22 protein-coding genes are annotated in these 23,047 nt (G+C 73.1%); 6 read left to right on the forward strand and 16 right to left on the reverse strand.

Annotation, left to right across the window (positions count from 1 at the left end; all coding sequences use genetic code 11):
• Window positions 1-14: 14 nt before the first annotated feature.
• Genes ACLBXP_RS15025 through ACLBXP_RS15040 form a run of 4 tightly spaced genes read right to left on the reverse strand, consistent with a single transcriptional unit; the run spans window position 15 to window position 5,026 of the window.
• Window positions 15-1,211 carry a glycosyltransferase family 4 protein gene (locus ACLBXP_RS15025; protein ID WP_447668527.1) on the reverse strand — a complete coding sequence of 399 codons (1,197 nt, stop codon included), beginning with the start codon at window positions 1,209-1,211 and terminating at the stop codon, window positions 15-17.
• Window positions 1,212-1,213: 2 nt separating this feature from the next.
• Window positions 1,214-2,614: a right-handed parallel beta-helix repeat-containing protein gene (locus tag ACLBXP_RS15030; protein WP_447668528.1), complete on the reverse strand. Its 1,401-nt coding sequence runs from the start codon at window positions 2,612-2,614 to the stop codon at window positions 1,214-1,216.
• 22 nt (window positions 2,615-2,636) lie between these two features.
• Window positions 2,637-3,590 (reverse strand): glycosyltransferase family 2 protein, encoded by a 954-nt coding sequence (locus ACLBXP_RS15035; RefSeq protein ID WP_447668529.1) that lies wholly within the window; start codon window positions 3,588-3,590, stop codon window positions 2,637-2,639.
• An 8-nt stretch (window positions 3,591-3,598) separates the two neighbouring features.
• On the reverse strand, window positions 3,599-5,026 hold the full coding sequence (locus ACLBXP_RS15040) for a lipopolysaccharide biosynthesis protein (RefSeq protein WP_447668530.1): 1,428 nt from the start codon (window positions 5,024-5,026) through the stop codon (window positions 3,599-3,601).
• A gap of 137 nt (window positions 5,027-5,163) precedes the next feature.
• On the opposite strand from ACLBXP_RS15040, the gene ACLBXP_RS15045 reads away from it, so the two are divergent.
• Both ACLBXP_RS15045 and ACLBXP_RS15050 read left to right on the forward strand, forming a co-directional pair.
• The gene (locus ACLBXP_RS15045) at window positions 5,164-5,751 is read left to right on the forward strand and encodes a serine O-acetyltransferase (protein WP_447668531.1); all 588 of its coding nucleotides are present in this window, start codon (window positions 5,164-5,166) and stop codon (window positions 5,749-5,751) included.
• Window positions 5,748-6,341 (forward strand): serine acetyltransferase, encoded by a 594-nt coding sequence (locus tag ACLBXP_RS15050; protein WP_447668532.1) that lies wholly within the window; start codon window positions 5,748-5,750, stop codon window positions 6,339-6,341. The genes ACLBXP_RS15045 and ACLBXP_RS15050 overlap by 4 nt, the downstream gene beginning before the upstream one ends.
• Before the next feature lie 8 nt (window positions 6,342-6,349).
• On the opposite strand, the gene ACLBXP_RS15055 is transcribed toward ACLBXP_RS15050, so the two are convergent.
• Together ACLBXP_RS15055 and ACLBXP_RS15060 are read right to left on the reverse strand one after the other, a co-directional pair.
• The gene (locus tag ACLBXP_RS15055; RefSeq protein ID WP_447668533.1) at window positions 6,350-7,198 is read right to left on the reverse strand and encodes a class I SAM-dependent methyltransferase; all 849 of its coding nucleotides are present in this window, start codon (window positions 7,196-7,198) and stop codon (window positions 6,350-6,352) included.
• A gap of 33 nt (window positions 7,199-7,231) precedes the next feature.
• A complete protein-coding gene (locus ACLBXP_RS15060) occupies window positions 7,232-8,383 on the reverse strand; it encodes a DUF1972 domain-containing protein (protein WP_447668534.1) in 1,152 nt (383 codons plus the stop codon).
• 30 nt (window positions 8,384-8,413) lie between these two features.
• On the opposite strand from ACLBXP_RS15060, the gene ACLBXP_RS15065 reads away from it, so the two are divergent.
• Window positions 8,414-9,148 (forward strand): class I SAM-dependent methyltransferase, encoded by a 735-nt coding sequence (locus ACLBXP_RS15065; RefSeq protein WP_447668535.1) that lies wholly within the window; start codon window positions 8,414-8,416, stop codon window positions 9,146-9,148.
• Here the strand turns inward: ACLBXP_RS15065 and ACLBXP_RS15070 are convergent.
• The 5 genes from ACLBXP_RS15070 to ACLBXP_RS15090 are packed head-to-tail and all read right to left on the reverse strand — an operon-like array spanning window position 9,132 to window position 14,886.
• Complete coding sequence (locus tag ACLBXP_RS15070) at window positions 9,132-10,100, reverse strand: glycosyltransferase family 2 protein (protein WP_447668536.1); 969 nt, start codon at window positions 10,098-10,100, stop codon at window positions 9,132-9,134. The two genes, ACLBXP_RS15065 and ACLBXP_RS15070, sit on opposite strands and share 17 nt — an antisense overlap.
• Window positions 10,101-10,105: 5 nt before the next feature.
• Window positions 10,106-11,692 carry an O-antigen ligase family protein gene (locus ACLBXP_RS15075; protein ID WP_447668537.1) on the reverse strand — a complete coding sequence of 529 codons (1,587 nt, stop codon included), beginning with the start codon at window positions 11,690-11,692 and terminating at the stop codon, window positions 10,106-10,108.
• Between the two features lie 4 nt (window positions 11,693-11,696).
• Complete coding sequence (locus tag ACLBXP_RS15080; protein ID WP_447668538.1) at window positions 11,697-12,332, reverse strand: CpsD/CapB family tyrosine-protein kinase; 636 nt, start codon at window positions 12,330-12,332, stop codon at window positions 11,697-11,699.
• Complete coding sequence (locus ACLBXP_RS15085; protein ID WP_447668539.1) at window positions 12,329-13,894, reverse strand: GumC family protein; 1,566 nt, start codon at window positions 13,892-13,894, stop codon at window positions 12,329-12,331. Before ACLBXP_RS15085 ends, ACLBXP_RS15080 begins: the two co-directional genes overlap by 4 nt.
• The gene (locus tag ACLBXP_RS15090; protein ID WP_447668540.1) at window positions 13,891-14,886 is read right to left on the reverse strand and encodes a polysaccharide biosynthesis/export family protein; all 996 of its coding nucleotides are present in this window, start codon (window positions 14,884-14,886) and stop codon (window positions 13,891-13,893) included. The genes ACLBXP_RS15085 and ACLBXP_RS15090 overlap by 4 nt, the downstream gene beginning before the upstream one ends.
• A gap of 834 nt (window positions 14,887-15,720) precedes the next feature.
• Between ACLBXP_RS15090 and ACLBXP_RS15095 the strand changes: the two genes are divergently transcribed.
• Together ACLBXP_RS15095 and ACLBXP_RS15100 are read left to right on the forward strand one after the other, a co-directional pair.
• Window positions 15,721-15,987, forward strand: a complete 267-nt coding sequence (locus ACLBXP_RS15095) for a curlin repeat-containing protein (protein WP_447668541.1) — start codon at window positions 15,721-15,723, stop codon at window positions 15,985-15,987.
• A gap of 69 nt (window positions 15,988-16,056) precedes the next feature.
• A complete protein-coding gene (locus tag ACLBXP_RS15100) occupies window positions 16,057-16,356 on the forward strand; it encodes a curlin repeat-containing protein (protein ID WP_447668542.1) in 300 nt (99 codons plus the stop codon).
• A gap of 14 nt (window positions 16,357-16,370) precedes the next feature.
• On the opposite strand, the gene ACLBXP_RS15105 is transcribed toward ACLBXP_RS15100, so the two are convergent.
• Entirely contained in the window at window positions 16,371-16,817 is a 447-nt protein-coding gene (locus tag ACLBXP_RS15105; RefSeq protein ID WP_447668543.1) for a hypothetical protein, read from the reverse strand.
• Between the two features lie 278 nt (window positions 16,818-17,095).
• Here ACLBXP_RS15105 and ACLBXP_RS15110 point away from each other — a divergent pair, with 278 nt between their 5' ends.
• Entirely contained in the window at window positions 17,096-18,082 is a 987-nt protein-coding gene (locus ACLBXP_RS15110) for a CsgG/HfaB family protein (protein WP_447668544.1), read from the forward strand.
• Window positions 18,083-18,091: 9 nt separating this feature from the next.
• Here the strand turns inward: ACLBXP_RS15110 and ACLBXP_RS15115 are convergent, their stop codons facing one another.
• From ACLBXP_RS15115 to ACLBXP_RS15130, 4 genes are all read right to left on the reverse strand, one after another.
• On the reverse strand, window positions 18,092-18,280 hold the full coding sequence (locus tag ACLBXP_RS15115) for a hypothetical protein (protein WP_447668545.1): 189 nt from the start codon (window positions 18,278-18,280) through the stop codon (window positions 18,092-18,094).
• Between the two features lie 323 nt (window positions 18,281-18,603).
• A complete protein-coding gene (locus ACLBXP_RS15120; protein ID WP_447668546.1) occupies window positions 18,604-20,742 on the reverse strand; it encodes a carbohydrate porin in 2,139 nt (712 codons plus the stop codon).
• A 149-nt stretch (window positions 20,743-20,891) separates the two neighbouring features.
• Window positions 20,892-21,743: a 3-mercaptopyruvate sulfurtransferase gene (sseA, locus tag ACLBXP_RS15125; protein WP_447668547.1), complete on the reverse strand. Its 852-nt coding sequence runs from the start codon at window positions 21,741-21,743 to the stop codon at window positions 20,892-20,894.
• Window positions 21,744-21,811: 68 nt separating this feature from the next.
• A complete protein-coding gene (locus tag ACLBXP_RS15130) occupies window positions 21,812-22,822 on the reverse strand; it encodes an NAD-dependent epimerase/dehydratase family protein (RefSeq protein ID WP_447668548.1) in 1,011 nt (336 codons plus the stop codon).
• Window positions 22,823-23,047 lie beyond the last annotated feature (225 nt).

Raw genomic sequence — 23,047 nt, forward strand, 5'->3', positions numbered from 1 at the left:
TTGCTTGGCGCGCCCTACGATCGCTCCGGGTGCCCCAGCGGCTCCGGCGCCGAGGCCCGCGCGGCCGCGGCCCGGGGCGCGAAGCTGCGCCGCAGCGAGTCCACGAAGGCCGCGGCCGGGCGTTCCCAGTCGTGGCGGGCGGCGTGCGCGCGGGCGCGGGCCGCGTCGAAGGGCAGGCGGCCGGCGAGCGCCGCGCCCATCAGCCCGGCCAGGCGCTCGGCCGCGTCCGGCGCATCGGGATCGAAGTAGGCCGCGGAATCGCCGCCGGCCTCGGGAATCGCGGTCGCCGAGGAGGCGATCACCGGCGTCCCGCAGGCGAGGCTCTCCAGCACCGGGATGCCCCAGCCCTCGCCGCGGCTCGGAAAGACCAGGGCGGCGGCGTGCGCGTAGAGGTCGGCGAGGCCCCGGTCGTCGATGCCGGCGACGTGGATCACGTCCGGGGCGGCGGCGAGGCGCGCCAGCACCTCGGGGCGCTCGCCGTCGGGCTTGCCCACCACCACGAGGCGGGCGGAGCCGGCGGGGAGCCGGCCGAAGGCGTCGAGGGTCAGCCCCAGGTTCTTGCGCGGCTCCAGGCGCCCGACCATCAGCAGGTAGGGGCCGGCCTCGGCAAGCGGGCCGGGCCGCGGGCCGGAGACGCGGGGCGGCGCCACCCCGTTGCGCACCTCGGCGATCCGGGCGGGATCGACCCCGTAGAGCGCCGCGATGGCGTCGCGGCTGTAGCGCGAGACCGTCATGACGAGGCGCGCCCGCCGCGCGGAGAGCCGGGTCAGCAGCCGGTTGCGCCAGCGCATGCGCCAGGGAAAGAACTCGGGATGGGTCTCGAACAGCACGTCGTGCACCACCACCGCCTGGCGGCTGCCGGGCAGGAGCGGCGGCGCGATGTACTGCGTCACCAGCACGTCGAGGCGGTCGCGGTGGGCGAGCCAGGACCAGGCCAGCAGGATGCGCAGCGCCGCCGGGAGCCGCGGCAGGCGCCGGTGCTCCACGTTCGGGCCGGCGATCAGCCTGGCGGCGCGCTCGGGGTCGTCCGAGTAGACGAGGTAGGTGGCCTCCGGCTGCCGGGCGGCGGCGCGGGAGACCACGTTGATGATCCAGGTGCGGCTGCCCTGGGGCTTGCCGGTGAGGACGTGGGCGTCGATGCCGATGCGCAGGCCCCCGCGGGCCCGCGGGGGCGCGGCACCGCGCCGTTCGGGGAGAGCGGATCCGGACATGGTCAGGGGCTCCTGTAGGCGCCGAAGGCCGGCGCATCGCCGGGGGCGTAGGGCGCCCCCGCGAGGTCTCTGGTCGCACCGAGGGGGATGCCGGCCCGCGACGGCGCGCGGGTGAGGCGCAGGCCCTCCGCGAAGGGCTTTCGCGCGTCCGCGAAGGCGGGGGTCTCGAGGAGGTCGGGCGCGGCGCCCCCCAGCGCGAGACCGCCGGGCTCCTTCAGGCGGCGCGTGCCCCAGACGTAGAGGTCGCCGGGGCCGGTGCGGGCCAGCATGTTGGGCCCGATGCGGTTGCCTTTGTCGGTGGTGGTCGCCTCGACCACGAGCGCCGCGACGCCCGGCCGCGTCGCCACGGCGATGTTGTTCAGCACCCGGTTGTCGACGGTGCGGCCCACCCGCTTCGTGAAGTCGCTCGCGAGCACCAGCTCGCCCTTGTAGGCGTGCCGCCCCCCGGAATCGCGCATGTTGCCGACGAGGGTGTTGTTCGCCACCAGATTGCGCCCGGCGTCGAACAGGTTGATGCCGGCCCCGTCGTTGTCGGCCGCGACGTTGAAGGCGACGACGTTGTCGTCGCACCACTGGTCGACCTGGATGCCGTTGCCGTCCTGCCCGGTGGTCTCGCGCTGTCCGGTGACGATGTTGTAGCGGATGGTGTTGCGGTCCCCCGCATCCTGGTCCGCGTCGCGGGCGAACAGGTGGATGCCCGAGGTGCCCGACATCAGCGTGCCGTTGTCGCTGACCCGGTTGCCCTCCACCACGTAGCCCGATCCGTTGATCTCCATGCCGTGGATGCCGTTGCCCGACACCGTGTTGTCGAGGATCAGGGTCGGCTCCTCCGGGGGCGCGTTGACGACGTCGACCGCGACCCCGTGGGTGCGGTTGCGCTCCAGCCGGTTGCCGGCGAGGCGGTGGCCCGCCCCCGCGCCGTCGCCGATCCAGATGCCGAGGCCGGACTCGATCACCGCCGAGCCCTCGACGGTGACGTGGCGGCTGCCCCGCCGGATGATGAAGCCGGAATGCTCCGCCCCGCGCACCGTGAGGCCCCGCACGGCCACGTGGGCCGCCCCCTCGAACACCACCGAGTTGGCGAGCACCGGCTCCGTGCCGGGCACCGCAGAGACCCGGACGGGGGCCTCGGCGCTGCCCTTCGCGCCGATGACGACCGGGCCGGCGTAGCGGCCGCCCTTGACCAGCACCTCGCTGCCCGGCGCGAGCCCCGCGAAGGCGACGGCCGACAGGTCGGCGACGGTCTCGTAGCCCGGGAGGCTCGACCCGGCGGGATCGACCAGGATGCGGCGCTGCGCCGTCGAGGGCTGGCAGCCGGCGACCGTGAACAGGGGGGCGAGGAGGAGCGGGACGAGGAGAACGGCGAGGCCGCGGCGACGGCACGTGAGCGGTTGGGAACGCATCCTGGTACGGGGATCTCCGGTTTCATCGGGCGGTCGCGAAGGCGCGGGCGATGGCGAGGCGCTTGCGGCGCTGGAACAGGCGCCGCCACAGGCTCCGGCCCACGCTGGGGCTGACGAGCGTCACGGCGCGGGCCGCAGCGATCCATCCGGGCAGCGCCATCACGGGCATGGCGAGGTCGGCGAGGCGGTGGCGCCCGGCCGGCCGGAACGGCGCGGGCCCGACGAGGCCGAGCCGGGCGAGGTCGGGGGCGAGGTCCGGCCGCTTGCGGTACCAGGTCACCAGCGCCGCCCCCTCGCGCTCGGCGATGCGCAGGTAGGCGTTCTCGTCGAGGAGGTGGTGGTGGAAGCCCAGCGCCTCGGGCTCGTAGAACAGGCGCATGCCGGCCCGCGCCAGGCGCTCGCCGAGCTCGATGTCCTCGTGCCAGGTCAACCGCTCGTCGAAGCCGCCGGCGGCGCGCAGGAAGTCGGCGTCGATGCTGACGTTGCAGGTCAGGAAGGCGTCCCAGCCGACCTCGCTGCGGCCCTCCAGGGCATCGTAGGAGGCGTCGTGGTGCAGCGCCGAGAAAGGCGAGAAGGGCAGCGCTGGATCGATCGTCATCCGGCCGAGGATCGCGGTCTCGGGGCCGCCCCCGCGGGCGGCGTGGGCCGCGATGTGGTGCTCCACGAGGCGCACGCTCGGGATGGTGTCGTCGTTGACGATGAGGAGGCGCCGCCCGCGGGCCGCCGCGATCGCCCGGTTGCGCGCGGCGTTGGCGCCCGCGTTCCGCTGGTGGAGGTTCACCACCGGCCGGCGCCCGCGGGCCATGGCGCGGGCGAGCGTCGCCTGCGTCGCGTCGCGGGAGCCGTCGTCGCAGACGACGATCTCGAAGCGGGCGTCGGTCTCCTGGCGGTCGAAGGCCGCGAGCGTCAGGCCGAGGGTCTCGGCGCGCTCGTAGGTCGGGATGATGACGGAAAGGTCGAAGGAAGGCTCGGTCATGGCTCGGCTCACGGGGTCGAGACGGTGGGGTGGAGGAAGCGGGGCCGCAGCAGCACGAGGCAGGCGACGGCGCCGGCGAGGCCCGCCGGCAGGGCGAGGAGCGGCGGCGAGGTCGCCACCGCCAGCGCCATCACGAGGTTCGGGGCGAGCACCATCGGCAGGTCCGCGGCCGCGAGGGGGCTGCCGACCGCCCGCCAGAACACCGCCGCGACGACCGCGAGCATGGCGAGTTCGGCCCCGAGGGCCGCGAGGGCCGCGCCCGAGACCGGGGTGAGCGGCACGAGGACGAGGCAGAGGACGAGGTTCGCCCCGCAGCCGAGCAGGCTGAACGGGATCGCGAAGCCCGTGCGGCGCAGGGCGACGAGGCCGGCGAACAGGATCGTGGCCGCGAGCATCCCGAGGCTCATGATCGCGGCGAGCCGCAGCACCGGCACGCTCGCCGCGTAGTCCGGCCCGTAGAGCAGGCCCACCACGGGGCCGGCGAGCGGCCAGGCCGCGATGGCGGCGGGGCCGGCGGTGGCGAGGGCGAGGCTCATGGCGAGCCGGACCTGGTCGCGCAGGCGGTCGTGCCCGAGGGTGGCGGCGCGGCCGAACACGGGTATCAGAGGGCCCGTCACCGTGATGACCACGGCCACGCCGAGCTCGAAGAAGCGGTAGCCCGCCGTGAACAGCCCGGCCTCGACGGCGCCCGCCGCGAGCGCCACCAGCATCAGGCCGATGCGGGCGTTGAGGCTGCCCAGCGCGTTCGAGACCCCGACCGCGAAGGCGCGGCGCAGGTAGCGCAGGCCCCGCAGCGGGCGCGCGATGCGCAGGCGCAGGAGCCGCGTCGCGAGGACGAGGCCGACGGCCCCGTAGGCGAGGCCTCCGCCCACCGCCACGAGGGGCAGCGCCCATTCGGGGGCGTCGGCCAGGAGGGCGAGGGCGGTGCCGACGACGAGGATCGCGGCATTGGCGAGGGACGGATAGGCCGACCAGCCGGGGCGGCCGCAGACCTGGAACAGCGGATCGAGGAAGCGGGCCGCGAGGGTCGGCATGAAGACGGCCGCCAGCGCCAGCGCCGGGCGGGTCGGCGCGGGCAGCCAGGGCAGCGCCAGGAGGAGGGCGAGGCCCACTGCCGCCCCGAGGATCAGCCGGGCGGACAGCATGGCGGCGACCTCGCCGGGCCGCGCGCTCACCCGGCAGCCGCCGAGGCGGGCGCCGAAGGTCAGGGTGGTGCCGAAATCGGCCGCCGTGACCGCCACCGCCATCACCGCGAGGGCCACGCCGTAATGGCCGAGCGCCTCGGGGCCTGCGAACTTCGCGACCATCACGAAGGCGGCGAAACCTGCCAACAGGTAGATCGCGCGGCCCGCCGCCTGCCCGGCGAGGTTGATGCCGTAGCGGGCACCCGAGCGGCGGGGGGCGGACGGGGTGGCGTGCTTACCGTCTTCGTTCACCACGGTACGTATCATTCGGTGATATCTCTACTCGCGATACAACCTATGGATGCAATGTAGCATGGCGCGGCTGGCGTGCAGCCCCAAAATCGCTTTATGGTTGAGCTTATACGTACTGTACAACTTATAGGCAGGCGATGGTCCGCGAGACACCGATCCCCCTCGTTCCCCTCCCGGCATCCGGCGAACCGATCAGCTGGGCCGAGACGCGCGCCGCCCTGGCGGCGGACCGGGCGCACTGGCGGCGGCGCGGCGGCCGGGCGCGCCTGCATCGCGGCTACTTCGCGATCTGGTTGCACAGGGTCTCGCGCTACCTGCACGAGCGCGGCCGGGGCCGCACCGCCCGGCTCGCCTGGCTCGCCAACACCTGGCTGACGGGGGCGGACCTGCCCCCGCTGAGCCGCATCGGCGGGGGGCTTTTCCTGCCCTACCCCTCCGGCACGCTCATCGCCGGCACGGTCGGCTGCGACGCGGTGTTCGGCGTGCAGGCCTCGATCGGCGGCCTCTGCCGCGGCCCGGACACCGACATCGGCGCCGGACCCGGCCTGCCGCGCCTCGGGGACGGCGTCGTGCTGGAGCCCGCGGCGCTGGTGCTCGGGGCGGTCGCGGTGGGCGACGGGGCGCGGATCGGCCCGCGCTGCATCGTGGTCGGGGACGTGCCGGCCGGCGCGTCGGTGGCGCCGCAGCCCTGGCGCGTGCTGCCCGGCCGGGGGCAGGCCGCATGAGCCAGCCCGTCGACGACCTCAGCCGCGATCATCATACGCGGGGGGGCTCGGTCCGGCGCCTCGTCGCGGCCGACCTCGCGCGCACCCTCGGGCAGATGCACGGGGACGCGCCCCTGTCCGGCGCGCGGCGCCTGATGCACCTCGCCCTGCCGGCGATGCAGTGCGCGATCCTGCACCGGGTGGCGCACGCCCTCCACCTGCGCGGCCAACGGGGGGCGGCGTCCCTCGTCGCCCGGCTCTCCACGGTCCTGACCGGCTCGGTGATCCACCCGGGCTCGCGGATCGGGCCCGGCCTGATGGTGCCGCACCCGGCGCGGGTCGCCTTCTGCGGGACGGCGGGGCGGGACCTCGTCCTGTTCCCCGCCTCCTACGTCGGGCCGGCGGAGCCGGTCCTGCCCGGCCAGGGCTTCCCGGCGGACGCGCCGCGCCTCGGGGACGCGGTGGTGGTCGGCGCCCACGCGGCGGTGCAGGGCGCCGTGACGGTGGGCGACGGGGCCATGGTCGGCATCGGGGTGGCGACCCGCCGGGACGTGCCCGAGGGCGTCGTCACCCTGCGGGCCCCGAAGCCCCGCACCGGGCGCGGGCCGTGAGCGCGGGATCAGCGCGTGCGCGTCACGAGAGCCATCACCCAGGGGTTGAAGCCGGTGGCGAGCAGGCTCCGGGGCAGATGGTCCACGTAGGCGCGCGCCAGCCCGCGGGCCGGGGCGGGGGCCCGCGAGAAGTCGAGGAAGCCGGTCACCCGGCGTCCCTCGAGGGCGTAGGGCAACCCGTCGAGATAGCGATGAACGTCCGCGTAGGACCACAGGAAGTTGTCGCCCCAGGGGCGGTGCACGGTCATGCCGAGGCGGGTGGCCAGCGCCCGCTCCCAGCCCGCCGCGCGGCTGTCGGGGCCGTGGGCGACGTCCACCGGGAAGGCGCGGTTCGGGCCGCCGATCAGCATGCGGCCGCCGGGGGCGAGCACCCGGTAGATCTCGCGCAGCCACTGGCGGCGCACCGCGTGCCAGTCCGGGCGGCGGTCGGCGTGGCCGTCCGTGGTGCCGACGTGCTCGATCGCCCCGAAGGTGAAGGCGAAGTCGATGGCGCCGTCCACGAAGGGCAGCTCGAAGGCGTCGGGGTCCACCAGGAAGAAGCGGTCACGGCGCCGGCCGGCGGCCGTCCAGCGGGGCGTCAGCCCGGGCAGGTCGATGCCGTAGCTCTCGTAGCCCTCGGCCTCGAGCGCCACCGCCATGCCGCCCATGCCGCAGCCGACGTCGAGGAGGGTGCGGGCCGGGGCCTCCCGGATCATCGGCAGCAGGAAGGCCCGGGCCTTGGCGGCCTGGAAGCCGTCCTGGGCCGCGGCGTAGTCCTCGGTGGTCACGTCGGCGCGCATCGGCTGCCCGCGCGCGGCCTCGGGCGGCACGAGGCCGCTATAGCCCCCGAGGGTCATGGTCATCGGCTTCATCAGCATGGTTCGGTCTCCTGTGAGGTGGGTGAGGAAGGCTCAGGGGGCCGCGGCGGCCTGCGCCGCGCCCTGCCAGCGGCGCTCGGGCCGCAGCTCGGCGCGCAGCACGCGCTCGTAGGCGTCGAAGATGCCCGACCACTGGAAGTCGCGGGCGTGGCGGGCCCGGGAGGCGGCCGACATGGCGTCGAGCCGCGCCTCGGTGGCGCGCGCGAGGCCAACGATGCCGTGCCGCAGCTCCGACTCGTCGCCGAAGTAGACGGCCTCCGGCCCCGCCACCCAGCGGTTGAACGGGTTGTCGTGGGCGAGCACCGGCGAGCCGGCGCCCAGGGCCTCGACGAGCGACGGGTTGGTGCCCCCCACCGTGTGGCCGTGGATGTGGAAGCGGGCGTGGCGGCGGAGCGCGGCCAGCACCGCGGCGTCGTAGATCGCACCCGCGAACAGGATCTCGGGGCCCGCCGCCGCCCGCACCGCCCGGTGGTAGGGGTCGTCGTCGCGCAGGCTGCCCAGCACCACGAGGGGCAGGCCCGGCCGCACGTCGCTCCAGGCGCGCACGATCTGGAGGACGCAGTTCTCCGGCACCACCCGGGCGATGGTCAGGCCGTAGCGGCGCGGCTCCACGGAGAAGCGCCGCAGGGGCGCGACCGGCGCCTCGGCCACGGGGTCGGCCCCGTAGGCGATGGTGGCGATGCGGCCCGCCCGCCGGCCGAGGTGACGGGCGATCTCCGGGTGGTCGGCGACGAGGTGCGTCGAGAACAGGCAGCCGAACTGCTCGTTCAGCCAGAACCAGGCCTTGGCGGGGCGCGACCAGCGGTCCCGCCGCCACTCGATGCCGTCCATGTTCATCACGCTGCGGCGCCCCGCGAGGCGGTAGAGCAGCGAGAAGGCCGCCGTGTTGTAGCCGAGCACCAGGGGCAGGGGGCTCCGGAACAGGGCGTGCAGGGTGCTCTTGAGATCGAACACGATGGTCGAGAGCGCGCCGTCGCCGCGCGCCCGGACCGGAATCAGGTTGATGCCGCGCCAGACCACGGGGGGCGTCGGCTCGGAGACCTGGCAGTAGACGTCGACCCGCCAGCCGCGGGCGACGAGGGCGAGGGCGAGGCGCTCGGCGAGCGTCTCGAAGCCGCCGTAGCGGGCCGGGATCCCGCGGGTGCCGAGGATCGCCACCGCGGGCGCGTCCCGGCGCGGGCCCACCACCGGATCATGAAGAGAGGAGAGAGCGGGATGATCACCGTCGAGGAGCGGCTGTTCCGGGAGATGGGAGCCGGAGGCTATTCGCGCTGCGACCACCGGATGGAGTACATCGTGCGCGTCAACGCGCTGCTCCGGCCCGACATGCGGGTGCTCGAGTTCGGGGCGGGGCGGGGCAAGTGGGCCGAGGACCCGGTGCCATTGCGGCGCAGCCTCGGCGACTTCCGGGGCCGCTGCGCGCGGGTGGTGGCCTGCGACGTCGACGAGGCGGTGCTCGGGAACGAGACCGCCGACGAGGTCAGGCTGATCGGCCACGACGGGCTGCTGCCCTTCCCGGACGGGAGCTTCGACCTGATCTCCGCCTTCTCGGTCCTCGAGCACATCGAGAGCCCGGAGCGGACCGCGGCCGAGCTCGGCCGCATCCTGGCGCCGGGGGGCTGGCTCTGCGCCTGGACGCCCAACCGCTGGGGCTACGTCGGCATCGGGGCCCGCCTCGTCCCCAAGCGCCTGCACGCGCAGGTGCTGCGGCTCGTGGAGCCGCGGCGGGTCGAGATCGACTCGTTCGTGCCGCTCTACACGATGAACACGGAGGCGACGCGGAAGCGGCTTTTCCCAACAGACCGCTTCGAGCACTTCACCTACGCGTTCGACGGACAGCCGTTCTACCATGGCGAGAACATCCTCCTGGGGAAGTTCTGGGAGGTGCTGTTCCGGCTCACCCCGCGGCCGCTGAAGGGCTTCCACATGGTCTTCATCCGGAAGCGCTGAGGCGGGCTCGCGCGGCGAGCCCTCGCAGGTGGCCGGCGAAGCGGCGCATGTCCCGGGCCTTCGCGCTGAGGTCCGGGCGCCGCCGCAGGGGGCCGAGGGCCCCGTAGGCCAGCGCCCGGAGCTGGAAGCCGAGCCACATCGGCGCGAAGAAGAGGGCCGGCGCCGAGAGGCGCCGGTGGTCGTTGCGGAGCCGGTAGACGCCCGCGAGCCCGTCGAGCCAGCGGGGTGAGGCCTGCCCGGCCGAGCCGCCCTGCAGGTGGACCACGGCGGGCCCCGGCAGGTAGTCGACCCGCCAGCCCGCATCCCGCATCCGGCAGCCCCAGTCGACATCCTCGCCGTACAGGAACAGGGCGCTCGCCAGGCCGCCGATGCTCTCCACCGCCGAGCGGCGCACCATCAGGCAGGCGCCGCAGAGCCAGTCGACAGCCAGGGGCGCGGACGCGCGGGCCTCCTCGCCGGACAGGTAGACGCCGCGCAGGCCGAGGCGCCCGGACAGGCCGAGCGCGTGGACGAGGACCGAGAGCGGGCGCGGCTCGTAGCCGGCATCGCCCACCTGATGGCGCCCGTCCCCGAAGGTGAGGCGTGGCGCCACCGCGCCGACCTCCGGATGGGCGTCGAGGTGGCGGGCGAGCGCCGTGACGGCCTCCGGGTCGCGCAGGAAGGCGTCCGGGTTGAGCAGGAGCAGGTAGCTGCCGCCGGCCCGCGCCGAGGCCAGGGCGTTGCCGCCCGCGAAGCCGTGGTTGTCGCGCTCACGCAGCAGCCGCACGCCCGGCCAGTTCCGGGCGAGGCGCTCCGGCGTGCCGTCGCTCGAGGCGTTGTCGACGACGATCACCTCGTGCGCGCGGTCGAGGCGGCTCTCGGCCAGCAGCGTCAGGCAGGTGTCGATGTCGGGACCCGAATTGTAGGTCACGATGAGCACGCTGAGGGCCGGCGGCGTCGGGGATGCGGTCATCGGAATCATCGGCCGGCGCGAAGGCGGGGGCGTGGCACCGCGCGATCCTCCAGCCGGTGCGCCGCACGGCCGCGGTCACCCGCGCCGTCGCGGGTCGCCGGGTCGGATGCGGAGATGGGACGGCCTTGCGCGAAGGAGGCCGCAGCGATCAGGCCCATCAGGGTGTAGATCAGCTCGGCGATGCCGAGGTTGAGGCGGAAGCCCGGATCGACGAGGCCGTGCAGCAGGTGGGCGAGGAGGCCGATGCCGCCCGCCGCCGCCACTGCCGCGAGCGGATCGCCGACGGGGGCGCGCCAAGCGCAGGCGAGCCCGCGCAGGATCGCGAGGCCGAAGACCGCCGCGAAGGCCGCGTAACCGACGATCCCGACCTCGGTCAGCACCAGGAGGTGGAGGTTGTGCACGACGTGGTTCGAGCGCTCGAACAGGCCGATCGTGCGCGAGGCCCCCGTGGTGTCGAGGGTCGCGAACATGTTGCCGAAGTTGTTGAGGCCGACCCCGAAGACCGGGAACTGCCGGAAGAGGGCGAGGGCCGCGGCGTTCAGGGGGCCGCGCTGCGAGGCCGAGCCGCCGTCGTCGGCGAAGATCCGCTCCCAGATGGTCGGCCCGACGAACACCGCCGCGATGCCGCCGGCCACGATCAGCAGGGCCATGACCCGGAGGCTCGCCCGACTGGTGAGCCGGTCGCGGTAGACCAGGACGGCGACGAGGAGGGCCGAGAGCGGGAAGGTGCCCCAGGCGGCGCGCGACAGGGTGAGCACGACGCCCGCGAGTGCCGCCAGCGCGCCGGCCGCACCCACGAGGCGCAGGAGGCGCGGACCGCGCGACAGGGCCAGCGCGAGGGCCAGCGGCCAGACGATCTCGTAGTAGTAGCCCAGGATGTTCGGGTGGACCTTGAGGCCGGCGGCGCGCTTGCGGGTCGAGAAGTCGATGGATTCCTCAACGATGCTCTCCTCGCCGAGCACCCCGAGCCCGAGCTCCGAGCCGGTGCCGACCTGCAGCACCGCCACGGCGGTCTGGACGAGGCAGAGGGCGCAGATCGCGAGCGCCAGGAAGCGGACGTCGCCGGGGCCGAGGTTCGAGACCGCGACGAACAGGATCAGGAGATTGAGGAAGCGCAGCTCGTCGAACCACAGGTAGGTGGTGTCCCCCGCGTTCACGACGGACAGCACCCCGGCGCCGAGGAACGCCAGTTGCGCGAGGACGAGCGGCGGATCGAGCCGGACCGGGCCGGGCGCGCCCTCGGTGAGGCCCGTGAGGCGGATCGCCAGGAGCCCGAGGCTCGCCAGGATCGGCAGGCTGACCGTGAGGCCCGCCCCGCCGCCGACGCTCGGCAGGTACTGGCCGACCGCCTCGTAGTGCTGCAGGAAGCTGACATCGAGCTTGACCGTGAGCCCCACCGCCAGCCCGACGAGGAGGAACGGGACGAGGCGGTGGCGCTGCCCGACGACGAGCGCGCCGAGGAGCGCGACGGCCGCGGCGAGGCCGACGACCGCGAACTTCAGCGGCGCGGCCGCGAGCGCCACCGCGAGGCCCGCCGCCGCCGCACCGATGGCGACGGGCGGCAGGGTGCGCAGGAGGCTCACGCCGCGCATCGGCTCAGCCCAGCCACCGGTAGATCCACCGCGGGATCGGCCGGCGGCAGCGGTTGAGCACGACGCCCAGCACCTCGCCGCCCGCGGCCTCGAGGTCCGAGACCGCGCGCTCGGCGACCACCCGGCGGGTGCGCTCGGCCCCGACGACCACGATGAAGCCGTCGAGGACGGGCGCGAGGGCTGCGGTGTCGCCGATCTGGCTCACCGGCGGGCAATCGAGGATGGCGAGGTCGTAGCGGGCGTCCACGAGGCCGAGGAAATCGACGACGCGCAGGTCGTCGAGGCCGACCCGGCGGATCGCCTCGGAGCGGCCGGCGGGGACGATCGCCAGGTTGTCGGCCACGGCGTGCACCCCCTTCATCGGGGCGACGTCGCCGGCGACGATGTCGGCGAAGCCCGCCTGCCCGACGAGGCCGTGCTCGGCGGCGAGGCGGGGGGCCTGCCAGTTCGCCTCGATCAGCACGGTCGCGTAGCCGCGCCGCGCATAGGTGCGGGCGAGCTGGCCGCTGAGGGTGGTGACGCCCTCGCCCGCCTGCACGGCAGTGACGCCGACGCGTCGGACGGGTGGCCCCGGGCGCCGGTCGAGGCCGACGACGACGGGGTCGAGGGCGGCCGGCTCGATGAGGGCGGCGGGCTTCACGCGGCCCTCCTGAGGTCGGGCGCCGCCTCGCGCAGCGGAACCGCGGCGAGGACGGGCACCCGCAGGGAGCGGACGACGTCGCGGCTCGTCCGGTAGGTCTGCGCCAGGGCCTCGGCGAGGGCCGCGTAGGCGAGGCCCGCCACGAGGCCGAGGGCCGCCGCGAGGCCGAGGATCAGCAGTCGGTTCGGGCCGCTCGGCAGCTGCGGCGGCACCGCGCGGGCGACGAGGGCCGAGGAGGTCACCGCCTGCGAATCGAGGCCGCTGCCGGTCTTCAGCTCGTCGATGCGGCGCTGGGTCTGCGTGATCTCGTCGGTCAGGAGCCGCTTCTGCTGGGAGAGCCGCTCGTAGGCCAAGGCCGCGTCGCTCTGGCCGATGGCGGCCCTGCGCCGGGCCGTCTCGATGCCGGTGATGGCCGCGATCTTCTCGTCGAGCACGGCGAGGCGGGCCGTGTCGGCCGCCACCAGCGCCCGGTACTTCTGGCGCGTCAGCTCCGCGATGTCGCGGTCGAGGCTCGCGAATTCGGGGGCGGCCGGCTTGAAGCGGGTGGCGAGCTCCGCCCGGCGGGCGCGCAGCTCCGCCCAGCGCTGGTCGAGGACCGTCACGGTGGTGTCGGCGTCCGGCGGGGTCGGCTGCCAGACGCCCTCGCCCGAGGCGCGGGTGCGCTTCAGGCGCGTCTCGACGCCCTCCCGCTCGATCTGGGCGGCGGATTTCTGGCGGGCGAGTTCCGAGAGGGTGCCGAGGTCGTTCTGCTGCTCGATCGCGAAGCTCGCGGTGTTGGCGCCCTTGAGGTAGGTGGCGAGCTCGGCGTCGATCCCGGCGAGGTCGGCGCGCGCCCGCTCCAGCTTGCCCGCGTAGAAGACGGCCGGGGTCTCGTCGGCGTAGACCTCGACGTGGCGTCGCTTGTAGGCGTCGAGCAGCCGGTTCAGGGCCTCGGCCGCGAAGGTCGGGTCGGACCAGCTGAAGGCCGTCACGATGACGTCGGTCTCCTTCACGAACACCACCTTGAAGGCGACCCGGTAGGCCTCGAACAGCTTCTCGTCGGGGGTAAGGTGGCGCATCAGGCCGAGGGCCTCGAAGGGCATCCGCGCCGTCTCGACGAGCCAGGTCTTCACCGCCTTGAGGCCCCGGACCGCCTGGCGGCCCTGGTAGACGAGCCAGGCGCCCCACTCGGCCGGAGGCGGCCCGAGGTCGCCCATCGGGGTGATCGCCTTCAGCGCCTCGAACTCGCCGCGCACGATGCTGGGGTCGCGCAGGATCTCGACCTCGTTGTTCACGTTCTGGGCGCGCTCGGCGAACATGAAGCTCTGGTTGCCGTCGCGGGTGAGCGGGGCGGCCGCCTTCTCGCGCCCGAGGCGGATGATCAGCTTGGCCTCCGCCGTCCACTCGGTGGGCGTGAGGGCGAGGTAGATCCCGGCGGAGACGAGGGCGGCGGCGAGGATCAGCGCGAGGGCGCGCCCGTGCCGGAACAGGGCGGCGATCACGTCGCGCAGGTCCGGCCCCGCCGGGACCGCCCCCGCAGGGGTCCGGCTCGGCGTCCGGCTCGGCGTCTCGGGCGCCGTCACAGGGTGGCCCTCGAGGAGCCGGTGCCGGAGGCCGGCCCGGTGATGTAGTTGATCCCGAAGCCCGTGCCGTTGAACAGCAGGATCTGGCGCACCACGAGGTCGATGGCGCGGGCCGTGCGGGCGAGGCCCGAGGGCGGCACGTAGACCGTGGCGTTCGGCGGCACCACGATGCTGTCGGCGAGGCCCGGACGGCCGATATCGACCACCTGCACGCCCGGCCCGCCCGCGTCGAAGCGGATGATGCGGACCTGCTCGCCCGCCGCGGTCGGCAGCGTGCCGCCCGCGCTGCCGAGCACCTGCGCGAGGGTGCGGGCCCCCGTGAGGGTGACGGGGCCCGGCACCTTGACCTCGCCGAACACCATGGTGTTCGAGGGCACGAGGCTTGCGAGGCGCACGCTCGTGGCGACGCTCGCGAGGCTGTGCCGGTAGGCGCCGTTGAGGGCGCCCTGCACCTCGTGGACGGTGCGGCCCGCCGCCTGCACTGGGGGCGCCATCGGCAGGTTGATCTTGCCGTCCGGCTCGATCGCCAGGACCTTCACCCGGCCGAGATCGGCCCGGGTCGTCGCCTCGCGGAAATCGTCGGTGGGCGTGCGGAACTTGCGCAGCATCACCGTCACGACGGGGCTGATCAGCACGTCGTCGTAGGTCTGGCGGATCTGCGCCGCCGCCTGCTCGGGCGAGAGCCCGGCGACGCGGATGCCGTTCTTGCCCGGCAGCGAGATCCGCCCGTCCGGCCGCACGATGACCGACCGGTTGTATTCGGGGTGGGTGCGGAAATCGACGTCGAACTCGTCGTAGGGGGCGAGCCGGTAGGCGGGCTGCACGGCCCGGCTGTCGATCAGGAAGGAGACCTCCAGGCTGTCGCCGACGTTGAGCCGGTAATTGGCGAGGCCGAGGCGCATGGTGCGGCCGACCTCGTCCTCGGCGGCCGCCAGCACCGCCGGCGGGATCGTCTCGGCGATGGAGCCGGTGGCGGTCACGTCGCGCTTCACGGGGACGCGCGCCTGCGAGGTCATACAACCTGAGAGTGCGTAACTGCAGGCCAGTGCGAGAATCAGCCGATACAACCCGGGTCCGCGCAATGCCGCGGCTCGCGGCGGGGCCGCGCCGCGGGCCGGGCACGGGCCCTGGACCGCCTGCGCGTCACCATTCCGACCGAGGGCAAAGCAAACTGACATCATGGGCCTTCAGCCGCGACACACGCCCGACGGCGCCCCCACAAACAACCTGAGAGCGCATCAATGCGCCCCGTACAATCTGCAAACGACGTTAACAAAATTTGAAGCGCCGGAGAGTTTCGCCCAGAGGTTGCATGGTTGGGCAAACTGCGTAGGCGATAGGCCCGGCCGCGAAGCTGCGGTCTGCCCTGCAGGCTCAGGCCGCTTCCCAGAGGTAGAATACGCAACTGCGATGGAACGGGTGCGGCTTGGGAACGGAACCGGCGCAGTGGAAGGTTTGCGGCCAAGGTTGATCGCGCCGGAGTTTGAGATTCCTTCCACCCGGCCGCCGGCTCAGCGAAGTCTTCTAAAACACCCTCCCGATCGAACGTGGCGCCTGGAAAACCCGACACGCCGCGTCGACTGACCTAGAACTTCGGAACGGAATGGGTTTCGGTGGCAGAAATCTCGACCGTGTGTCAGTTCACTTTCGGTTCCTGTCCGAAATCTTATTCGAAAATGAAGGATTATTTACTTATTAACGTATGCATTTTCTTATATCGGCGTTTGCGATCCGATTAATTTCCGATTAATTCAACCCGTGTTGCGGAGACGCAGCGAAAGATATCAATCAGAAAATTCAATTCTACAGTCAAGGGAACCAGCATCATGCGTATTCGTACCCTCTTTGCTGTCGGCGTCGCCTCGCTCGTCCTGTCGTCGGCCGCCCTCGCGGCCAACACGGCGACGATCGTCCAGGCCGGGCGCAACAACGGCGCCGTAACTCTGCAGGCCGGCCGCACCAATACCGCCACGACCGTTCAGCGCGGACGCAACAACAACGCCCTGATCGGCCAGATCGGCCGCAACAACGACGGCGCGATCGGCCAGGTCGGCCGCAACAACAGCGCCTTCGTCGGCCAGTTTATGCCGTGATCACGACGGTGCGCCCGGAGAAGCGGGCGCACCGATCTTTCTGGAGTTGCGTTGCGGAGGGATCGCGTCATGAAGCGCCTCATCATTTTCGGACCACTCGTGGCGGCAAGCCTCGCCACGCCGGCGCTGTCGGCCGGCATCAACGTCGTGCAGACCCGGAGGGCCAACGTCTACGGCACCGTCCAGGCCGGCCCACAGGTCCAGCCGACCACCCTCTCGCAGACCGGCCGCGCGAACGTGGCCGGCATCGTGCAGGCCGGCGGCGGCGCGAAGTCGGCGAGCGTGACGCAGACCGGCCCGAGCAACCAGGCCTTCGTGGGCCAGTTCAACGGCCCGGGCAGAAGCATCACCCGCCCGCGCCTGCCCTGATCGGCAGCGTCGCGTCAGGGGATCTGCAGGCGCCAGTCTGTCCGGCGCCCGGCATCCTCTCGCGCAGCCTCGGATGGGCGCACCCTCGCGCGGTCCCCGGCCTCGCGGGGGCGGCGCCGGCTCAGGGCATCCCGGCGCAGCGGCGGCTGCCGCTCGCTGCGCAGCTTCTGCGCAGTCGGATCGAAGGTGGCGGCTGGTCGCCCCTGGCGGGCGGTCTCGTAGCAGAGACGCTGCGCCGTCGGGTCGGCGATCAGCGAGCAGCTGGCGATCTCGTTCGTACCGGGCGCCTGGGCTGAGGCCCCCCACGGCGCGAGCGCGACGAGCGTCAGCCCCAAGCGCACGAGAAATGCGCGGGCGCAGCCGGCTCGCCGCCCCGAGCTGTCGGGCGCCGCGCCGATCGATCCTCGTTTGGCCAAATCCGCCACGCCATGTCCCTCCGGAATGCCGACCGCGCCGGCCAAGCCCGGAACGCTTCCGTGTGCAGAGCCGTGCCGGCCGGACTGATAAAACGGCCTGCTTTACCGGACATTAAGCCTAATCCTTCATGAACACACCTGTCGCGACGGCTCGCAACGGGCGCTGGACTGAAGGATCTGCCGGAATGCGTCTCTCACGACTGCTCAGCATAGCAGTTCTAGTTGCAGGCTTCGGCGGATGCTCGCGTTACGATTATACCGGCTCCCTCGGAATCCCGCCGACCGCTGGTATCCTGACGCGGCCCGGTCTCGCGCTGGCGCAGTTGCCACCACCCGTCACCCGCCTCAACGTGGCAGTCTACGACTTCCAGGATCTGACCGGCCAGAACAAGTCGTCCTTCGGCATCGGCTTCGCCGAGTTCTCCCGCGCCATCACCCAGGGCGCCTCGGCGATCCTGGTCGACGCGCTGAAGACGGCCGGCAACGGCTGCTGGTTCAACGTGGTGGAGCGCGGCTACCTGGACAGCCTGTTGCGCGAGCGCAAGCTGATCCAGGACACCTACGCCTTCCTGAAGAAGAACCCGAAGAAGCTGATCGATCCGCTGAAGTTCGCCGACTATATCGTCACCGGCGGGGTCGTGTCCTACGACTCGCCGATCGCAAGCGGCGCCGCCACCGTCTCGGTCGGCAATTACGGCGGCGGCCTCTCGGGTCACCGGGACCTCGTGACCATCAACATCCGCCTCGTGCGGGTGCGCGACGGCCTGGTGCTGCGCTCGGTCAACGCCTCCCGTCCGATCCTCACAGGCGGCGTCTCCGGCACCGCGACCCGGGTGGTGGGCAGCCGCATCCTCGACGCGCAGGGCTCGCTCGGCATCCAGGAGGCGACGCAGACCGCGGTGCGTGAGGCGATCGAGGTCGGCGTCTACGAGTTGATCCGCCAGGGAGTCGAGGGGGGCATCTGGACCCGCCGGGCGGTCTCGCCCTACCCGGACGCCAACGAGACTGGCAGTCTCGCCACGAATGCCGGGAGGGCGCTCACGGATCAGGCGCCTCCCGGGAGGCTCTCCGTCCCGACGGCGTCGCCCGCGACGGGGGCCGGCGCGCGGGTTCCGCGAGCGGCTGGACCGCCGAACCCGGCCTTTCCGACGCCGGAGGTCACCGTGACAGGCTCGGTCGCACCGTCTCCCTCCGCGCCGGTCGCCCCTGGCGCGTACAAAGGCTCGCCTGCGGCGGGCAACCGCCCAGCGACGCCGAAGCCGGAGGCCTCAGACCCGCGCAACGTCCGCACAGCCGATCGCGCCGGCTGAGCTGGCGCGTCAGGGCATCGAGACCTGCCGGACCGTCACGCCGTTGCGCGCGCCGACTTGGCGGAGGTCAAGATTCGGGTTGGTGCCGCGCTGGTAGACTCGCGCCCGGTTGACGAGGCCGGCCTGATGGATCGCCAGCGGCGCGGGATCGGGGCCGATCTCCAGGATCTCCGTCACGGTGGTTCGGCCGGTCCTCACGGTGCGCTCCCGGCTGCGGGTCAGGAAAGGGTTCCGCGCCTGGATAACCGAGACGATGTTGCGGACATTGGCCTGCGTCACGGCACCCGGCTGCCCGGCCGCAGGACTCGCTGCGAGGAGGAGGGGAAGGAAACAGGCAATCCAGCGCATCATTGGCCGCTCCGGGATGAGCGCCCAGGATCCGGCCGGCAGATGAAGGAATTCGTTCCGCGCTCCGTCCGCTCGTCGACAGAGTGAACGCGGCGTAGCGAGCCTCCGGCAGCGTGCGACTGATCCCTTCGAGGCGGCGGTGGCCGCCGGCTCTGGCGCCGCTGGATCCTGCCTCAGAAGTCCACGTGGATGCGCGTGCCGAAGAAGTCGGCGGGGCCGCGGTCCCGGTTGTAGGCCGGGTTCGTCACGTGCTGGTAGTCGAACGTCATGGTGACGAAGCGGGTGAGGTTGAGGGCGTAATAGGTCTCGACCGCCTGCTCGGCTCCGTAGTTCAGGCGCCCGTCGCCGATCAGCAGCCCGAGGCCGCCATTCGCGAAGAAGGCCCGGTGGGCGGGCGAGATGCCGTTGCGGCTCGCGCCGATGCCCACCGTGTCGTTCGGCCGGCCCCAGGCGGTGCCCTTCAGCGCGATGCCCCCCGAGACGCTGCTGTCGACGTCGGTGAAGGACAGGCTCTCGTTGCGCCCGTCGTTGAAGCTCGCCCGGGCGAACACGCCGAGGTCGGCGGTCACCGCCTGTTCCAGGTTCACGTAGAGGCCGCTCTTGCGGCGCGGCCGGCGGGTCGCGGCGGCCGCGTCGTTGATGTCCGCGAAGATGCCGCCCTGCGTCAGCGCCACGACCTCGCGGAAGTTCGCGCTGTTGCCGACGTTGGTGAAGGCGCCGAGGCGCAGCTTGCCGGGCTGGTCGAGCCCCGGCAGGACGTGGCGCTCCTCGAACTCGATGACGGCACCGGCCCGGTCGAACACCCGCGGGTCGAGGACGTCGCTCGACGGCTGCTTCGGGACCTGCGTGTAGGCCGCCCGGATCGCGAATTCCGGACGGTTGTACTCGACCATTACGCCCTGGGTGAAGCCGGGCAGGTTCGCGGGGAAGTCCCAGGCGGAGGCCGCCCAGAGGGACCAGTTCGCGAAGTCGACGCGGGGGTCGTGCGCGTAGGCGTTGCCGTCGAAGAAATCGCCCAGCGCGAACTTGCCGGCCACCACCGTGATGCGCTCGATGTCGCGGCGGGTGGCCACCTGGTTCGGGCCGTCCGGCACGTCCTCGGTCTCGCCACCGAGGCCGAAGGTCTGGCGGACGAAGTAGCGGTTCGAGCGCAGCTTCGGGAAGGGTGCCCCGGCCTTCTGGGCCTCGCCGTTGACGAAGCCCGCGACGCCGAGCGTCCGGCTCAGGCCGAAGCCCTGGCTGAACTCCGGGTTGTAGTAGAGTTCGGTGCCCTCCAGGAGCTTGAAGCCCAGGAAGGCGGTCGCCGTCGTGGTGGCCTGGGCCTGGCGCGGGATCAGGCTGTTCTCGCCCGCGTAGGGCGCGCGGAAGCCCGCCACCGCCTGGTTGAAGAAGGTGGTCTGCCCGTGCAGCGAGAAGCGCCCCGTGTCGCCGCTGTCGGGGTTGTGGGCGCCCTCCGCGTCTGGCTCCGGCGGCAGGGCGAAGCCGCTCGGGTGCCAGGAGAGGCGCGCCATCATCTGGTTGGCGGTCTCGCTCGCCCGGCTCGTCACCGGCCCGCCGGCGGGGCCCGGCACCGTGCCGAGGCCGAAGCGGCCGCTGCGGCCGAGGTCGATGTAGCGGTAGTCGATGCCGAGGGCGAGGTTCTCGGTGATGGCGAACTGGACGCCGGCGCCGAGCGTGAAGCCGAGATAGTCCTGCGCCGTCCGGGCCGAGACGGCGGTCCCCGCCGCGACGTCCGGGTAATCGGCGAGGATGCGCGTGCGGGCCCCCGCGAGGCCGAAGGTGGCGTAGACGAGGTAGCGCTCGAAGCTGTAGCCGAAGCGGCCCCGCAGGGTGCCGTAGAGGTCGGTCTTGGTGCGGATCAGGCTGAAGGGCGGATCGACCGCCTCGGTCCCGAAGCCGGGCACGCTCGACGGGACGGGCCGCTTCAGGTTGGCGCCGTAGAGGTCGGCCTCGACGCCGTAGAGCCACGGCCCCGCCTGCCAATTCCAGCCCCCGAAGGCGCCGCCGACGGCCGTGGTCGCCTCGCGGCCGCGGTCCGAGCGCCCGGTGGCGTCGCCGGTCTTGAAGGCCGGGACCGCGCGGGACCCGATCGTGGTCGGCCCGAAGCCGAAGGCGCCGAACGAGGCGCCGGCGCTCCCCTCGAGGCCCAGGTAGGGCCCGGACCAGTCGACGAAGTCCGGGGCGGGCCGGGGCGGGGCGCGCTCGGGCGCGAGGCGGCCGGCCGGGTCGGCCGCGAGCCCCGCCGACGCGAGGCCGAGCCACGCGAGCGCGGTCCCGCCGATGCGCCGGATGCCCTGCCGATGCCGCTCCATGCCGATTCCGCCCCCGTCCCAGCGGCGGTATAGCAAATGCTATAAATGGAACAACGGGTCCGGTCGGCCGCGGGACGCCCGACGGGAATCCGTTGCAGAATTGCCGCGCTTCAGGAAGCCGGCGGCGCGTGACGGGCGGATGACGCCCGTCAGCGCGCGGGGCCCGTCTCCACGGGGCGCTCCGGATCGGCGCCCCATTCGGACCAGGAGCCGTCGTAGAGGGCCCGGGCCGGCCGCCCGATGGTCTCGAGAGCCAGGGAGACGATGGCGGCGGTGACCCCCGAGCCGCAGGTCGTCACGATGGGCCGCTCGGGGTCGATGCCGTGCTCCGCCAGCACCGCCCGGATGGCGTCGGGATCCTTCATGCGGCCGTCCGTCTGCAGGGCCGCGTAGTGCAGGTTGCGGGCGCCCGGCATGTGGCCGGGCCGCACGCCGGCGCGGGGCTCCGCCTCCTCGCCGCGGAACCGGGTGCCCGAGCGGGCGTCGACCACCTGCACGCCGCCCGCCAGCGCCCGGGCGACGTCGCCGGCATCGGCCACGGCGCCGTTGTCGAGCCGGGCGGTGAAGTGGCGCCGCTGGCGCGCCACCGGCTCCCCGTCCTCGGTGGGGTAGCCGGCCGCGACCCAGGCCGGCAGGCCGCCGTCGAGCACGAGGGCGTCCCGCACCCCGAAGGTGCGCAGCATCCACCAGACCCGGGGGGCGGAGAACAGGCCGAGCCCGTCGTAGACGACGATCTGCTGGCCGTCGCCGATGCCGAGGGCCCGCATCCGCGAGGCGAACAGCTCGGGGCGCGGCAGCATGTGGGGGAGGCTGGAATCGGGGTCGCTCATCGCGTCGATGTCGAAGCGGACGGCGCCCGGGATGTGGGCGGCGCGGTACTCCGCCTCCGCGTCGCGCCCGGCGGCGGGCAGGTACCAGGAGGCGTCGAGCACCACGAGGTCGGGGGCGTCGAGGCGCTGGTGAAGCCATTCCGGGCTGACGAGGATCGTGGTGGCCGCCATGCTGTCCCTGTCCCTGTCTGATGGGTTCATTCAAACATAGCGCGGCGGGCGATGCACGGGAGGGCCGGTCAGCCTCCGTAATAGGTGCGGTACCACGCCACGAAGGCCGGGATGCCGACCCCGATCGGCGTGTCGGGCACGGCGCCGATCAGCGCGCGCAGCAGCTCGGTGCTGGCCTCGGTGCGGGGCACGTCGCCCGGGGGCAGGGGCATGAGGCGGCGCTCGGCCGGGCGCCCGAGCGCCGCTTCGAGGCAGTCGATCATCGCGTCGAGCCGTACCGGCCGGCCGCCGCCGATGTTGACGAGGCGGTAGGGCGCGGAAGGGCTGAGCGTGTCCGCCGGCCCTGCAGGGCCGCCCGCACCGGGACTGGGCGGGATCACGTCGGCGAGGCGGCGGATCGCCTCCACGAGGTCGTCCACGTAGGTGAAGTCGCGCTCGGCGTTGCCGCCCGCGAAGACGTCGATCGGCTCGCCCGCGAGGATCTTCCGGGTGAACAGGAACAGGGCCATGTCCGGGCGGCCCCAGGGCCCGTAGACGGTGAAGAACCGGAAGGCGGTGGTCGGGATGGCGAAGAGGTGCGCGTAGGAATGCGCCATCGCCTCCATGGCGAGCTTCGAGGCGGCGTAGAGGGTGAGCGGATGGACCGCCCGGTCGGTCTCCCGGAAGGGCAGGGCGGTGTTGCCGCCGTAGGCCGAACTCGTGGAGGCGAGGAGGAGGTGGCGCACCGGATGCGCCCGCACCGCCTCCAAGAGGTTGAAGCTGCCGATGAGGTTGGCGTCCGCGTAGGCCTGGGGGTTCTCCAGGCTGTAGCGCACCCCGGCCTGGGCGGCGAGGTGGACGACGATTTCGGGGGCGATCCGGCCCATCAGGTCGCGCAGGAGGCCGGGCGCCTCGAGCCGCCCCTCCACGGGCTCGAAGCGTGGATCCTCGGCGAGCAGCGCGTGGCGGGCGCGCTTCAGGGCGACGTCGTAGTAGTCGGAGAAGCCGTCGAGCCCCGTGACGGCGTGGCCCTCGGCGAGCAGCCGGCGGCAGAGATGGAAGCCGATGAAGCCGGCCGAGCCTGTCACGAGCACGCGCATCGGGGGAATCCGTGGTGAGGGTCGGCAACCGGGTATCAGGCCGGGGCCGGCGCCCTCAAGGCCGTCGTCGCGGGCGCAACTGAAGCATCGGGCGCTGCGCCGGCAGGTTGCGCAATTCGGCCGAGTTCGAAAGCAGAGACCGCGCCGCAAGCGGTAGCGTCAGCGTATCCGCCCGCGCCAGCACCATTCAAAAGGCTGTGCGCGGTTGCAGAGGACGCATGGCGG

Source organism: Methylobacterium sp. A54F, assembly GCF_053346035.1.

Excerpts from the sequence above, each read along its gene's own strand:
- ACLBXP_RS15025 (WP_447668527.1), bottom strand. The coding sequence starts at position 1,211 with ATGTCCGGATCCGCTCTCCCCGAACGGCGCGGTGCCGCGCCCCCGCGG.
- ACLBXP_RS15030 (WP_447668528.1), bottom strand. The coding sequence starts at position 2,614 with ATGCGTTCCCAACCGCTCACGTGCCGTCGCCGCGGCCTCGCCGTTCTC.
- ACLBXP_RS15035 (WP_447668529.1), bottom strand. The coding sequence starts at position 3,590 with ATGACCGAGCCTTCCTTCGACCTTTCCGTCATCATCCCGACCTACGAG.
- ACLBXP_RS15045 (WP_447668531.1), top strand. The coding sequence starts at position 5,164 with ATGGTCCGCGAGACACCGATCCCCCTCGTTCCCCTCCCGGCATCCGGC.
- ACLBXP_RS15050 (WP_447668532.1), top strand. The coding sequence starts at position 5,748 with ATGAGCCAGCCCGTCGACGACCTCAGCCGCGATCATCATACGCGGGGG.
- ACLBXP_RS15055 (WP_447668533.1), bottom strand. The coding sequence starts at position 7,198 with ATGCTGATGAAGCCGATGACCATGACCCTCGGGGGCTATAGCGGCCTC.
- ACLBXP_RS15065 (WP_447668535.1), top strand. The coding sequence starts at position 8,414 with ATGATCACCGTCGAGGAGCGGCTGTTCCGGGAGATGGGAGCCGGAGGC.
- ACLBXP_RS15070 (WP_447668536.1), bottom strand. The coding sequence starts at position 10,100 with ATGACCGCATCCCCGACGCCGCCGGCCCTCAGCGTGCTCATCGTGACC.
- ACLBXP_RS15075 (WP_447668537.1), bottom strand. The coding sequence starts at position 11,692 with ATGCGCGGCGTGAGCCTCCTGCGCACCCTGCCGCCCGTCGCCATCGGT.
- ACLBXP_RS15095 (WP_447668541.1), top strand. The coding sequence starts at position 15,721 with ATGCGTATTCGTACCCTCTTTGCTGTCGGCGTCGCCTCGCTCGTCCTG.
- ACLBXP_RS15100 (WP_447668542.1), top strand. The coding sequence starts at position 16,057 with ATGAAGCGCCTCATCATTTTCGGACCACTCGTGGCGGCAAGCCTCGCC.
- ACLBXP_RS15120 (WP_447668546.1), bottom strand. The coding sequence starts at position 20,742 with ATGGAGCGGCATCGGCAGGGCATCCGGCGCATCGGCGGGACCGCGCTC.
- sseA (WP_447668547.1), bottom strand. The coding sequence starts at position 21,743 with ATGGCGGCCACCACGATCCTCGTCAGCCCGGAATGGCTTCACCAGCGC.
- ACLBXP_RS15130 (WP_447668548.1), bottom strand. The coding sequence starts at position 22,822 with ATGCGCGTGCTCGTGACAGGCTCGGCCGGCTTCATCGGCTTCCATCTC.